This window comes from Lentzea sp. NPDC051838, from assembly GCF_040681245.1.
Taxonomy (GTDB): domain Bacteria; phylum Actinomycetota; class Actinomycetes; order Mycobacteriales; family Pseudonocardiaceae; genus Lentzea.
The window spans coordinates 38,770-52,374 of the sequence record NZ_JBFAYI010000035.1; the positions used below are offsets into that span (position 1 = coordinate 38,770).

At 67.4% G+C, this 13,605-nt stretch carries 13 protein-coding genes; 10 read left to right on the top strand and 3 right to left on the bottom strand.

Annotated elements, in window-relative coordinates:
- Window positions 1-8 precede the first annotated feature (8 nt).
- Window positions 9-860 (top strand): signal peptidase I, encoded by an 852-nt coding sequence (gene lepB, locus AB0M24_RS41230; protein WP_363779390.1) that lies wholly within the window; start codon window positions 9-11, stop codon window positions 858-860.
- 564 nt (window positions 861-1,424) lie between these two features.
- Here the strand turns inward: lepB and AB0M24_RS41235 are convergent.
- Genes AB0M24_RS41235 through AB0M24_RS41245 form a run of 3 tightly spaced genes read right to left on the bottom strand, consistent with a single transcriptional unit; the run spans window position 1,425 to window position 4,524 of the window.
- Complete coding sequence (locus tag AB0M24_RS41235; RefSeq protein ID WP_363779392.1) at window positions 1,425-2,291, bottom strand: carbohydrate ABC transporter permease; 867 nt, start codon at window positions 2,289-2,291, stop codon at window positions 1,425-1,427.
- Window positions 2,292-2,329: 38 nt separating this feature from the next.
- A complete protein-coding gene (locus tag AB0M24_RS41240) occupies window positions 2,330-3,286 on the bottom strand; it encodes a sugar ABC transporter permease (protein ID WP_363779394.1) in 957 nt (318 codons plus the stop codon).
- A complete protein-coding gene (locus tag AB0M24_RS41245) occupies window positions 3,283-4,524 on the bottom strand; it encodes an ABC transporter substrate-binding protein (protein ID WP_363779498.1) in 1,242 nt (413 codons plus the stop codon). The genes AB0M24_RS41240 and AB0M24_RS41245 overlap by 4 nt, the downstream gene beginning before the upstream one ends.
- 307 nt (window positions 4,525-4,831) lie before the next feature.
- Between AB0M24_RS41245 and AB0M24_RS41250 the strand changes: the two genes are divergently transcribed.
- From AB0M24_RS41250 to AB0M24_RS41290, 9 genes are all read left to right on the top strand, one after another.
- The gene (locus AB0M24_RS41250; RefSeq protein WP_363779396.1) at window positions 4,832-6,814 is read left to right on the top strand and encodes a beta-galactosidase; all 1,983 of its coding nucleotides are present in this window, start codon (window positions 4,832-4,834) and stop codon (window positions 6,812-6,814) included.
- A gap of 1 nt (window position 6,815) precedes the next feature.
- Window positions 6,816-7,613: a DeoR/GlpR family DNA-binding transcription regulator gene (locus tag AB0M24_RS41255; protein ID WP_112270477.1), complete on the top strand. Its 798-nt coding sequence runs from the start codon at window positions 6,816-6,818 to the stop codon at window positions 7,611-7,613.
- Window positions 7,610-8,692 (top strand): galactose-1-phosphate uridylyltransferase, encoded by a 1,083-nt coding sequence (gene galT, locus AB0M24_RS41260; RefSeq protein WP_363779399.1) that lies wholly within the window; start codon window positions 7,610-7,612, stop codon window positions 8,690-8,692. Before AB0M24_RS41255 ends, galT begins: the two co-directional genes overlap by 4 nt.
- 65 nt (window positions 8,693-8,757) lie before the next feature.
- Complete coding sequence (locus tag AB0M24_RS41265; protein WP_363779401.1) at window positions 8,758-10,290, top strand: trypsin-like peptidase domain-containing protein; 1,533 nt, start codon at window positions 8,758-8,760, stop codon at window positions 10,288-10,290.
- Window positions 10,291-10,444: 154 nt separating this feature from the next.
- Window positions 10,445-11,131: a response regulator transcription factor gene (locus AB0M24_RS41270; protein WP_363779403.1), complete on the top strand. Its 687-nt coding sequence runs from the start codon at window positions 10,445-10,447 to the stop codon at window positions 11,129-11,131.
- Window positions 11,116-12,015, top strand: coding sequence for a HAMP domain-containing sensor histidine kinase (locus AB0M24_RS41275; RefSeq protein ID WP_363779405.1), 900 nt, complete (start codon window positions 11,116-11,118; stop codon window positions 12,013-12,015). Before AB0M24_RS41270 ends, AB0M24_RS41275 begins: the two co-directional genes overlap by 16 nt.
- 5 nt (window positions 12,016-12,020) lie before the next feature.
- On the top strand, window positions 12,021-12,521 hold the full coding sequence (locus AB0M24_RS41280) for a molybdenum cofactor biosynthesis protein B (RefSeq protein ID WP_045311897.1): 501 nt from the start codon (window positions 12,021-12,023) through the stop codon (window positions 12,519-12,521).
- On the top strand, window positions 12,508-12,690 hold the full coding sequence (locus AB0M24_RS41285; protein WP_363779408.1) for a hypothetical protein: 183 nt from the start codon (window positions 12,508-12,510) through the stop codon (window positions 12,688-12,690). The genes AB0M24_RS41280 and AB0M24_RS41285 overlap by 14 nt, the downstream gene beginning before the upstream one ends.
- Window positions 12,691-12,699: 9 nt before the next feature.
- Window positions 12,700-13,311 (top strand): hypothetical protein, encoded by a 612-nt coding sequence (locus AB0M24_RS41290; RefSeq protein ID WP_363779410.1) that lies wholly within the window; start codon window positions 12,700-12,702, stop codon window positions 13,309-13,311.
- The last annotated feature ends 294 nt before the right edge of the window (window positions 13,312-13,605 follow it).

Below are 13,605 nucleotides of genomic sequence, written 5' to 3' on the forward strand. Positions count from 1 at the left end.
TGGGGCGTGTGAGTCATCGCGTGAACGACGATTCTTCGTCGACCTGGGAGACAACGCCTCCCAATGGAGACGGCCCCGCAGAACCGACGTCACGCTTCTCGACGTCCGGTTCGCGGTCTTCGTCCTCTTCCTACGAGTCTTCGTACGAGGACGACCCGGCGCCGAGGTTCTCCAAGAAGAAGGCGAAGAAGAAGCAGCCGTTCTGGAAAGAAGTCCTGGTCATCTTCGGCGTGGCGCTGCTGCTGACCGTGACCATCCAGACGCTGGTCGCGCGCGTGTTCGTCATCCCGTCGGCCTCGATGGAGACGACCCTGCACGGCTGCACGGGCTGCGTGAACGACAAGGTCCTGGTCGAGAAGATCACGTACCTGTTCCGCGACCCCCAGCCGGGCGACGTGATCGTCTTCCGCGGCCCGCCGAACTGGACGGGCGGCAAGGAGCCCCCGAACTTCTTCGTCGGCACCCTGCAGGACCTCGGCTCGATGGTGAACCTCTCCGAGCCCAGCGGCACGGACTTCATCAAGCGCGTCATCGCCGTCGGCGGCCAGACCGTCGAGTGCTGCGACGACCAGGGCCGCGTCCTGGTCGACGGCAAGCCGCTGGACGAGCCGTACCTGAACTTCGGTGGCGGGCCTCGGCAGCAGGACTCGTTCGAGAAGGTCACCGTCCCCGCCGGCAAGCTCTGGGTGATGGGCGACAACCGCAACAACTCGTCCGACTCGCGCAAGCACGGCGACCCGACTCCGGCTGACGGTGCGATTCCGATCGCCAACGTGGTGGGCAAGGCGCGCGTGATCGTGATTCCGGTCGGGCGTTGGGGTTCGATCTCGGACTACAACCCGCAGACCGGCGGCAAGTAGTCGCAGGCACGCGAAAGGGGCGAGGACCACGTCGGTCCTCGCCCCTTTGCCGTTCCAGAACGAGGAACCGGGATCCAAGCACCCGCCAGGACAACGAAGAAGGAGAGCGGTGGCAGGGCACCGTCAGCGGGAACATCGTCAGCCGAGCCGGGAGCGGGCAACGTCCCGCGCGGACGCGCGGCGCTCCCGCAAAGCCGAAGGCAAGCGGCGATGGCGTAGCCGAGCCGAATGAGAGCACTGCCAACGCGGGAACCGGTGATGACCGCCGCCCAACAACGGGACGTGCCCACGCTGCAAGCGATTGGGGCTTGACTTCGGGTGCGAGGTGCTACCGTCGCCGGATCGGGCGGGTGCGGAGCATCCGGCCTTTTCCGCCCGAACCAGCGCCTCGCAAGGGACCCGAAGTCAAGCCCCAATCGCGATCGTCGCGAAGCGGCGATGACGAAACCCAAGCTCGTCCATACCCGCGCGACCACCTACGCAAGGTGAGATGACGCGCGACACGGGACTGCCCCGCTGGAACGCAACGCTCCAACGCAAGCCGACCCGCGCCGCCCCAAAACCTCAGCCCTTCGTGGAGCCCAGCGTCAGCCCACCCACGAACTGCCGCTGCAACACGAAGAACACCACCAAAGTGGGCAAAGCCACCAGCAACGACCCAGCCGCGATCAGGTTGTTGTCGGTGAAGAACGTGCCCTTCAGGTTCTGCAACGCCGAAGTGACTGGCATCTTGTCCCCGTCCTGGATCAACACCAACGCCCACAGGAAGTCGTTGTAGATCCAGGTGAACTCGAGAGTCGCCAACGCGGCCAGCACCGGCCGGCACAACGGCAGCGTCAACTGCCAGTACTGCCGGAACACCGAAGCGCCGTCCACCCGAGCGGCCTCGGTCAGCTCGTACGGGATCGTCTTCATGTAGTTGGACAACACGAAGGTGCAGAACCCGGACTGGAACGCGATGTGGATCAGCACCACGCCGATCGGCGAGTCGATCAGCGACCCGCTCTCGCTGATCCACTCGGGAACCTCGATCAGCCGGTACAACCGCCACAACGGCGTCACGATCACCTGCTGCGGCAACAGGTTGCCAGCGGTGAAGATCATCAGAAGCAGCAGGTTGAACTTGAAGCTGAACCGCGACACCCCGAACGCCACCATCGAGCTCAGCAGCAGCGTGATCACGAGGGCCGGCACGGTGATCAGGAACGTGTTCCAGTAGAAGTGCGGCAGATCCCCGATCTCCCACGCCTTCGCGAAGTTCTCGAACGTCAGGGACTTCGCCACGGAGAAGTACCCGTTGACCGAGGTGTCGTCGTATGTCCGCAACGACGCGTAGACAGCCCACAAAAGAGGCGCCAACGTCATGAAGCAAGTCAGGATCAGGAAGACGTGCAACGCGACCCGAGCCGGGGTCACCACCCGCTTCTTCACGGGAACAGTCGGCGCAGAGGGCCGTGAGAGCGTGGCCGTCACGACCGGTTCTCCTTGCTGAACGTCTGGTACAGGTACGGGATGATGACGCCGAGCGAGATCGTCAGCAGGATCACCGCGACGGCCGAACCGCGGCCGATGCGGGAGGCCTCGCCGATGATGTTGTCGGTCACCAGCACCGACAGCAGCTCGAGTCCGTTGCGTCCCTTGTTGATGACGTAGACGATGTCGAACGCTCGCAGCGCCTCGATCACCGTCACGACCGCGACGACGATGTTCACCGGCTTCATCACCGGGAACGTGACGCGGAAGAACGTCTGCGTGGCAGAAGCACCGTCCAGAGCGGCTGCTTCCTTCAATGCCGGGTCCACCGACTTCAGGCCCGCCAAGTACAGCAGCATGATGTAGCCGGTGTGCCGCCACGCCGCCGCCACGAGCACGGCGTAGAGGTTGATGTCCGAGTCGCCGATCCAGTCGACCGGGTTGTCGTTCAGCCCCAGCACCGCGTTCAGCAGACCGCCGTCGGGCGTGTAGATCAGCTGCCAGATGAAGCCGATCAGCGCGAGCGACAGCACCATCGGCATGTACAGCGCGCTCTGGTAGATCCGGCTGCCCTTGATCTCCCGGTCGAGCAGCACGGCCAGCAGCAGGCCCGCGCACGTCGGCACGATCAGCAGGAACGCCAGCCAGATCAGGTTGTGCTGGACGGCAGGCCAGAACCTCGGGTACTCGGTGAAGATCTCGACGTAGTTGTCGACACCGATCCACTGGATGTCCTCGAACCCGCCGATGCCGTTCCACCTGCTGAACGACAGCGCGACGGAGCCCAGTGCCGGGATCCACACGAACAGCAGGTGCACGACCGTGGGGATGCCGAGCATGAGCCCCAGAACGAGTTTGTCCGTGCCCGCGAGGGCGGTGGCACGCTTTCCACGCCGACGAGGCGGCGGCCCCTCGGGGGCCACCGCCTTCGGCTTCTCCTGCAATGCGGTCACTTGAAGATGTTCTTCGCCTGGTCGGCCATGCCCTTGAGCACGGAGTCGACGCTGTTGGGGTCCTTGATGAACGCGATGAGGCCGTTGGTGGCCGCCTCGCTCGCGAAACCGGGGTCGGTGTCGCGGTCGAGGAACTGCGTGATGTGCTTCGCGTTCTTGATGGTGTCCGCGACCTTCTTCTGCAGCGCGCTGTAGCCGGACTGGTCCGCCTTCTGGTTGGTCGCGACCGCGGTCGGGTCGGCCTTCAGGTAGGCGAGCTGCGGCTCGGCCGAGGACAGGTACTCGAGCAGTTTCAGCGCACCGTCCTGGTTGGACGGCTTCTTCGCCAGCATGTAACCGTCGATCGGCGCCTCGACCGTGTCGGTGCCGTGCGTCGGGTTGATCTCCGGGAACGGGAAGAAGTCGAGGTCGTCCTTCTCGTTGTCCGGGAACTGCTGGCCGACGAACGCACCGAGCAGGTACATGCCGGACTTCTTCTGCTGCAACGACTGCGCGGCTTCCTGCCACTCGCGGCCCAGGGCGTTCTCCTGGTGGAACGGCAGCAGCCGCTTCCAGGTGTCGAACACGTCCTTGACCCGCTTGTCCTGCCAGTCTTCCTTGCCCGCCAACAGGTCCACGTGGAACTGGTAGCCGTTGGTGCGGAAGTTGAGCTGGTCGAACGTGCCCATGCCCGGCCAGCCCTGCTTCTGCGCGAAGGCGATCGGGATCAGGCCGTCGGTCTTCATCTTGGTGCAGAGCGCGACGAGCTCGTCGAGCGTCTTCGGGGCCGTGTAGCCCTTCTCCTGCCAGACGCTCTTCCGGTAGAACATGCCCCACGCGTACTGGGTGAACGGGATGAAGTACTGCTTGCCGTCCGTACCCGTGGACGCCTGCTTGAGCGCGTCGGAGTAGCCGCCACCGACCTTGCCCCACAGGTCGCTCAGGTCGCCCGTGAGGCCCTGGTCGGCGAAGAACCGCATGCGGTAGCCGGCGAACCAGGCGAGCACGTCGTCCGGCTTGCCCTGCAGGTAGTTGTTGATCTGCTCCTGGTACTGCTCGTGCTGCTTGGTGTTGATCGTGACCGAGAGGCCGCCCGAGTTCTTCTCGAACGCCTTGACCGCGGCCGTGATCGCGTCCTTCGGCACCTGGTCGGACAGGTTGTTGCCGAAGGTGACGACCTTCGAGTCACCACCGGAGCTCGAACCACCGCCGCATGCCGCGAGGCCACCGGTCGCGGCCACGCCGGCACCGGCCAGCATGATCCGCAACAGGGTCCGCCTGTCGAGTTGCGGTAACGGAGAGGAACCAGACGCGTACCGAACCATCATCGCTCCTACAGGTGACACTCGCTCGTGTGCGAACCGAACAGGACTCCAACAAAGTTGCGCACAATGTGGTCCTAGGCACACATCCTGTCAAGTCCCGTTACTCAGCTGTTAAACCCATGCACAGCCGGTTTCTAGCACGATCCCGGTACTTGTACCGGTCAACCGCCGAACAGACCCAAACGTGAAGTTGTGTTTGCTTGTGTTGACGTTGTGGGGTTTGTCGGCCACTCTTGCGGCCGTGACGACTTGGCCGACTGACATGCCGGGCCTCGGCTGGGGGGCTGACTACAACCCCGAGCAGTGGCCCGAGCACGTGTGGGCGGAGGACGTCGAGCTCATGCGCAGGGCCGGGGTGAACCTGGTCAGCGTGGGGATCTTCAGCTGGGCGAAGATCGAGGTCAGCAAGGGTGAGTACCGGTTCGACTGGCTCGACCGCGTGCTCGACTTGCTCCACGCCGGCGGCATCCGCGTCGACCTCGCGACGGCCACCGCCGCGCCTCCTCCGTGGCTCACCACCTCCTACCCCGAGATGCTGCCCGTCCGCGCGGACGGCGTGCGGCTCTCACACGGCTCACGGCAGGCGTACTGCCCGTCGTCGCCCATCTACCGCGACCGTGCAACTGCGCTCGCCGCCGAGATGGCCTCGCACTACCGCGACCACCCCGCGCTGGCCGCCTGGCACGTCGGCAACGAGTACGCGTGCCACATCAAGCGCTGCTACTGCGACACGTGCGCGGCCTCGTTCCGTGACTGGCTGTCATCGCGCTACACGCTCGATCAGCTGAACGACGCGTGGTCGACGGCGTTCTGGAGCCAGGGCTACACGGACTGGTCGCAGGTCCTGCCGCCGCGCGTGACGCCGACGTTCCAGAACCCCGGCCACGTGCTCGACTACGACAGGTTCCAGGACGACACGATCCTGGAGCTCTACAAGGCCGAGCGCGACGTGCTGAAGATGATCACGCCGGACGTGCCGATCACCACGAACTTCATGGTCAACTGGACTTTCGGCGCGCTGGACTACTGGAAGTGGGCGCGCGAGGTCGACTTCGTCTCCAACGACCACTACACCGAGTCGCAGTCACCGGACCGGCACGTCGAGCTCGCGATGTCCGCGGACCTCGTGCGCGGGCTGGCGGGCGGCAAGCCGTGGCTGTTGATGGAGCACTCGACGTCCGCGGTGAACTGGCAGCAGCGCAACATCGCGAAGCTGCCGGGGGAGATGCGGCGGCACTCGTTGCAGCACATCGCCCGCGGTGCGGACGGCGCCCTGTTCTTCCAGTGGCGGCAGTCGCGCGGCGGCAGCGAGCGCTACCACTCGGCGATGGTGCCGCACGCCGGAACGGACACGAAGGTGTACCGCGAGGTGTGCCAGGTCGGTGCCGAGCTCGGGCAGTTGACCGGGGTTGTCGGCTCCACTGTGGACGCGTCCGTGGCGGTCCTCTACGACTTCCAGTCGAACTGGGCGCTGCAGCAGCCCGCGCACCCGACCCAGGACTTCGACTACTTCCGGCACGTTTTCGGCTACTACAAGGCACTGTGGGAAGCCGGGGTCACGGTCGACTTCGTGGCGCCGGGCACGAACCTCTCGAAGTACTCGATGGTCGTCGTGCCGGCGTTCTACGCGGTGTCCGACGCGCACGCCGCCGTGGTCGCGGACTACGTGGCAGGCGGCGGTCATGTCGTGGTCACGTACTTGTCTGGTGTTGCCGACGAACACACCCGCATCCGGCTGGGCGGTTACCCCGGTGCGTTCAAGGACGTCCTGGGCGTGTGGTCGGAGGAGTTCTTCCCGCTGCGGCAAGGCGAAACCGCGTCGCTGGATGACGGTTCAACAGTTTCCTTGTGGACGGAACACCTGCACGTCAGGACCGCTGACATCGTTGCCTCCTATGCCGACGGGCCGTTGCCCGGCGTGCCCGCGGTGACACGCAACGCATTTGGCAACGGTGTCGCGTGGTACGTGGCGTGCGATCTTGATGGGAGCGGTCTCCGCCGAACGGTGGAAAACGCGCTTTCCGGTGCGGGCGTTGCGGTGTCACGTCCCGGAGTTGAGCTTGTGAGGCGGAAGGGCGCCGTATCGTGGCTCTTCGCCGTCAACCACACCGACACCGACGCGCAGATCGAGGCGTCCGGTGTCGACGTGTTGTCCGGCACGCAGGTCTCCGGACGCCTCACCGTGCGAGCCGGGGACGTCGTCGTCCTCAGGGAAGAGGTGTGAGGTGCTGGCACGTCAACGGCAAGCGGTGATCCTGGAAGAGGTCAAGCGGACTGGCGCGGTGCGCGTGAGCGACCTGGTCGTCCGGCTCGGCGTCTCCGACATGACCGTGCGCCGCGACCTCGACGTGCTCGCCTCGCGCGGCCTGGTGGAGAAGGTCTACGGCGGCGCGACGTCCGTCGTCGGGCGCTCGACCGACGAGCCCGGTTTCGAGGCCAAGTCGGTGCGGCAGCTGCCCGAGAAGGAAGCGATCGCGGCTCTGGCTGCGGGACTCGTGCGTCCCGGCACGGCCATCGGTCTGTCCGCGGGCACCACGACGTGGACGCTCGCGCGGTTCCTCGACGACATCCCGGACCTCACCGTGGTGACGAACTCGATCCGCGTCGCGGACGTGCTGCAGCAGAGCGGGCGCACCGACCGCACGGTCGTGCTGACCGGTGGCGTGCGCACGCCGTCCGACGCGCTGGTCGGCCCCGTGGCCGTGCAGGCGTTGCGATCGCTGCACCTGGACGTGGTGTTCCTGGGCGTGCACGGCATGGCCGAGCGCTCCGGCTTCACCACCCCGAACCTGAACGAGAGTGAAACGGACCGCGCGCTCGTCGACGCCGCCGGGCGTGTGGTCGTGGTCGCGGACCACACGAAGTGGGGCACCGTGGGCATTTCCACGATCGCCGACCTCGACGAGGCGCACGTGCTGGTGACCGACGAGGGTCTGCCGGACGACGCACGCGCGATCCTCACCGAGCAGGTCGGTGAGTTGGTTCTGGCACATGTACCAGGAAGCGGCGAGGAGTTGGCGTGAGGCGTACCGCGGGGAAGCTGGCGGACGGCCGGGAGATCATCTACTTCGACGACAGTGCTGAGGCGCCACCGAGAGTCGCGGTGGACACCCGGGATCTTCCCGAGTCGCAGCCGATGTCCGAAGTCCGGCTGGACCCGTTGACCCGCGAGTGGGTCGCAATGGCGGCTCATCGCCAGACGCGAACGTACAAACCGCCGGCGGACCTGTGCCCGCTGTGCCCGTCCACGCCGGGTCGTCCCACCGAGATTCCCGAGGCCGACTACGACGTCGTCGTCTTCGAGAACCGGTTTCCCTCGCTGGCGCAGAACGTTCTCGACGTTCCGTCCACTGTGGATGGCGAGCCGCTGTTCGTGCGGGCGCCGGGGCGTGGGCGTTGTGAGGTCGTGTGCTTCACGTCCGATCACAACAAGTCGTTCGGCGAGCTCTCCGTAGAGCGCGTGCGGACCGTCGTCGACGCGTGGGCGGATCGCGTCGAGTTCCTGTCATCGTTGCCAGGCGTCGAGCAGGTCTTCCCGTTCGAGAACCGCGGTGAAGAGATCGGTGTGACTTTGTCGCACCCGCACGGGCAGATCTACGCGTACCCGTTCGTGACGCCTCGTACCGAACGGATGCTGGAAGCCGCGCTGGAGTACTACGCGGCTCACGGCAGGCCGTTGTTCGGTGACGTGCTGGAGGCCGAGCTACGCGCGGGCGCGCGTGTGGTGGAGGAGTCTCCGCACTGGGTGGCGTTCGTGCCCGCTGCCGCGCGGTGGCCGGTCGAGGTCGTGCTGGCCCCTCGCCGTCAGGTCGCGGATCTCGCCGGTCTGTCCTCTGTGGAGCGTGACGACTTCGCGTCTCTTTATTTGAAGGTGTTGCACCGGCTGGATGCCTTGTACAACCGGCCGTTGCCGTACATCGCGGCGTGGCACCAGGCGCCGGTGAACGTCGGCCGTGACGAGCTGTGGCTGCACCTGCAGGTGTTCTCGGTGCTGCGGACCGCGGACAAGCTCAAGTACCTCGCGGGCTCCGAGTCCGGTGAAGCCGTGTGGATCAACGACGTCACGCCGGAGCAGATCGCGGACCGTCTCCGCACGGTCTAGGAACCCTCACAGAACGCCAAGGCTGGTCTAAGGGTTCTCTCAGGACGGGCCGAGAGACTATGCCCATGACCGAGAGCAACCAGCCAGCGCAGCAGCCGGACCAGCCCCACTCCGTGCCGCCGACCGCCGGTCAGAGCGACTCCGGCGCGCGGGAGCAGGGCCCGTCGCTGCCGGAACCCGGCCAGCCGGATCCTTTGCAGGGGGGATCCGGCCAGGCTGGGGCTCAGGGGGCTCCCGCGGGTTTGGGCGACGTGCCCGCTTCCTTCGCCCCAGCACAGCCGCAGGTGTCCTCACCCTTTTCTTCGGCCCAGCCGCAGGTGCCTTCACCTGACGCGGGCCAGGCGCAGCTCGGCGGGTCCGGACCCGGCCAGCAGCTACCTCCATCCGGGTCCGGCCAACTTCCCCCGAGCCACCCCCTCGGCCTGGGGTCCACCACCGCCCAGTTCGGCGCAGAACCGCCTACCGGCCCTCAGACGGGCCAGTACTACCTCCCGCCCGGCTACCAGCCTCCGCCCGTCCCCCAGCGCCCCAAGGGCCGCGGCAAGGTCGTGGCGGGCGTCGCGGCCCTCGTGCTGATCGTCGGAGGCCTCTCCGGCGGTCTGGGCGGCTACCTGGGCTACACCTTCGCCAACGAGTCGTCCTCCGTCAGCTCCCTCGACACCCCGCGTCCGGCCTCGCAGACCAGCAACGCCCCGGCGGGCTCGGTCGAGGAGGTCGCGAACAAGCTGCTGCCGTCCGTCGTCCAGATCCAGGTCGTGACGCGGACCGGCGCCGGCGAGGGCTCGGGCTTCATCATCTCGAGCAACGGCCAGATCGTGACGAACAACCACGTCATCGAGGGCGCGTCCGCCGGCGGTTCGATCAAGGTCGTCTTCCAGGACGGCAAGACCGCCACCGCCAAGATCCTCGGCCGCGACCCGAGCTCGGACATCGCGGTCATCCAGGCCGACGGCGTCTCGAACCTGCCCGTGGTCACGCTGGGCAACTCGGGTGACATGAAGATCGGCCAGGGCGTCGTCGCGATCGGCTCGCCGTTCGAGCTGTCCGGCACCGTCACGTCCGGCATCGTCTCCTCGCTCAACCGCCCGGTCTCGGCCGGCGGCGAGAACAAGAACTCGCAGGCCACCGTCCTGAACGCCATCCAGACCGACGCCGCGATCAACCCCGGCAACTCGGGCGGCCCGCTGGTGAACATGCAGGGCCAGGTCGTGGGCATCAACTCCGCGATCTACAGCCCGAGCTCGGCCAACGGCCAGGCGGGCTCGGTCGGCATCGGGTTCGCGATCCCGATGGACCAGGCGCGCCGCACGGTCGACGAGATCGTGAAGTCCGGCAAGCCCAAGCAGACCGTGCTCGGCGTGAAGGTCGAGTCGACCGAGGAAGGCGCCAAGATCTCCGAGATCACGCCTGGTGGCGCGGCGGAGAAGGCCGGACTCAAGGCCGGTGACGTGATCACCAAGTTCGGCGACCGGCGGATCGACGAGTCGGACACGCTGGTGGCCGCGGTGCGGTCCAAGGCGCCCGGCGACAAGGTCACCATCACTTTGTCCGACAACAAGACCGTGGAAGCCACCCTCGACGGTGTCGAGGTGGGATAGGTCGGGGGAGGCACGGCTCTGGCATCCGCCGCCCGCCAGAGCCGTGCGTGACCCGGAGACCGGCTCTATGCGCACCTGCCCCGCGCGTAGAGCCGGTCTTTTCGTTTTCTTACGGATGTGAGCCGGGGCCGTGGTTGTGGCTTAGCGTGGTGACGTGGTGGAACGGGTGCTGGTCGTCGACGACGACACGACGGTGCGGGACGTGGTGCGCCGTTACCTCGAACACGCCGGCTACGAGGTCGAGCTCGCCGGCGACGGGGAGACGGCGTTGGGGCTGATGTCCGCGCACGAGCCGGACATCGTGGTGTTGGACCTGATGCTGCCGGGCATCGACGGCATCGAGGTGTGCCGCCGGATCCGGCAGCGCGGCAGCACGCCGGTCGTGATGCTGACGGCGCTGGGCGAGGAGGAAGACCGCATCGCCGGGCTGCAGATCGGGGCGGACGACTACGTCACGAAGCCGTTCAGCCCGCGCGAGCTCGCGTTGCGGGTGTCGTCGGTGCTGCGGCGGGCGAATCGGGCTTTCGAGCCGCGGGTGGTGAAGGACGGCGATCTGGAGCTGGACGTCGCCGCGCACACCGCGACGTTGGACGGGATGCCGTTGCAGCTGACGACTCGTGAGTTCGACCTGCTGGCGTTCTTCATCGGCAACGCCGGGAAGGCGTTCGGGCGGGCCGAGCTGCTGGAGCGGGTGTGGGGCTGGCAGTTCGGGGACCAGTCGACCGTGACCGTCCACGTGCGACGGTTGCGGGAGAAGATCGAGAAGGATCCGGCGAAACCACAGCGGTTGAGCACCGTGTGGGGTGTCGGCTACAGGTATGACCGATGTTCGATCGACTGAGCCGCCTCTCGCTGACCACGGTGATGACCGTCATGGTCATCGTGCCGGTGGTGGCGACCATCGGTGGAATTCTCGCGGTCAGCGGGTTCATGTTCACGCCGATGCTGAACGCCGCCCTGATGGCGTGCGTGGTGGTCGGCGTGATCACGGTGCCATTCTCGATCATGCTGGGCCGGGCGATCGCGCGGCGGACCATGTGGGAGCGCGAGGCGGAGGCGGCGCGGCGGCAGTTGGTCGCGTGGATCAGCCACGACCTGCGGACGCCGCTGGCCGGGATCCGGGCGATGACCGAGGCGCTGGAGGACGGGGTCGTCTCCGAGCCGGGTGAGGTCGCCGTCTACGCGAAGCAGATCGCGCAGGAGGCCGACCACCTGTCGAAGCTGGTGGACGACCTGTTCCAGCTCTCCCGGATCACCGCTGGCGCGTTGAACCTGACGTTGCACGACGTGCGGCTCGCGGACGTCGTGAGCGACGTGGTCGCGGCTTCTCGTCCGGTGGCTCAGCTGCGCGGTGTGCAGCTGCGCGCGGACGCTCGCGAGTGGCCGGTCGTGCGCGGGTCAGATCCGGAACTGATGCGTGTCGTGCGCAACCTTGTGTCGAACGCCATTCGACACACACCGGAGGGTGGCGCGGTGGCCGTCCAGGTCGATGTGGACGGACCGGAAGCCGTGGTGCGCGTGGACGACGCGTGCGGCGGAATCCCCGATGACGTGCTGCCGCAGGTGTTCGACGTGGGCTTCCGCGGTTCCACGGCACGCAATCCCTCGGGTGCCGGACTGGGTCTGGCGATCGCGCGCGGGCTGGTCGACGCGCACAACGGGACGATCGGCGTCCAGAACCACGGTCCTGGCTGCCGCTTCGAAGTCCGACTGCCGCTACGGTGATCGGTATGGAACGCAGCGCGCAGCGCCTTGGCCGCGCTTTGGTCGTGATCGTGGACGACCGGGTGGCGCACGGCGAGCAGGACGACAACTCCGGGCCTCTCGTCACCGAACTTCTGGAAGAAGCCGGCTTCATCGTCGACGGCACCGTCGCGGTCGAGGGTGAGGTGGTCGACATCCGGGCCGCGCTCAACACGGCCGTCATCGGTGGCGTCGACCTCGTGGTCACCGTGGGCGGCACAGGAGTGTCCCCGCGCGACGTCACCCCCGACGCCACGCAGGGCGTGCTCGACCGTCCGATCCACGGCATCGCCGAGGCACTCCGCGCCTCCGGTCTCGCCGCGGGCGCGGTCGACGCGGGCATCTCGCGCGGCCTCGTGGGCGTCTCCGGCAGCACGCTCGTCGTGAACCTCGCGGGCTCCCGGTCCGCCGTTCGCGACGGCATGGCGACGCTGTCGGCGTTGGTGCCCTATGTCATCGAGCAGTTGAGCGGTCTTGACGAAGAGTGATTCGCCCAAGCCGGCCGACGACGACGCTGCTCGCCAGCGTCGTCGCCGGTTGGCTGAGGTGTTCGGCGAGGTGCTCCCCGAGACCACGTCGGACGAACGCGGCGGCGCCCCTGAGGGCGACCGCGATGCCTGGTACCGCGAGAACCGGCCGCCGCACCACGGCGGGTAGGAGTTCGTGATGCGCAGTTACGGGCGGTTCTACAAGCCGAAGAGGTCGGACCGGCTGGCACCCGTGTTGCTGCTGCCGGAGGACGAGACCGCCATCCTGTCGGCGATCGTCGCCGCCTGGCCCTCGGCGCAACTCATCGACGCTCACGCCCCGTGGCGCGCGCAGACCACCAACCGCCCGCCGGTGTGCTCCTCCGTGCTCGAAGTCGAGCGCACGGCCTTCCTGTGGGACCCGGAGATCCATCCCCGCCTGCCCGCGCCGCGGTTCACCGGCTACGCCGCGCGCTCCCCGCAGGCCGGCCGCGTGGTGGTGTGGAAGCGCAGCCTCCGCGCGGACGGCGTGCTCGCCAGCGGCCTGATCAGCGTCGTCGTGTGGGACGACATGGACCCGCGGATGGTCGCGTTCATCAGCGCGGTCTGGCGGGAGTTCGTGGCGCACACGAGCAACTACCTCGTGCGGTGGCTCGAAGGCACCGGCCAGGAGCAGGTCTCGCCCGGCTACCGCGTCGGGCACCACGCGCTGGCGGCGGCTCGGGATGGCGGGCTCTGCCTGAACAGCATCGACCCGAAGTGGCGGCTGTACCCGCCGAGCCAGGACAAGGCGCGCGGCGCGGTGCTGTAGCGGGGTTTGGTGGCCGCTGTTGGGTCTTCGGGGTGTGTGGATGCCTGGTGGCTTGTGCTGTGGCCGGTGTGCGCGCTCAAGTGTGGGGTGCGCGTGGGGTTCCGGGACGCGCTGAGTGGTGTTCGGCTGGGACCTGGGGGCGGCCTTTGGCGACCGCGTGCGGCAGCCAGGTGTGCCCGCCGAGCCGGTGTGTGCGCTCGTGTTCGAAGCGCGCGTCGGGTTCCCGGGACGGCGCTGGCGTGCGGGCGCGCCGAGGCTTGCCCCGTTGAGCCGGGACGAAGCGCGCGGGGTCTT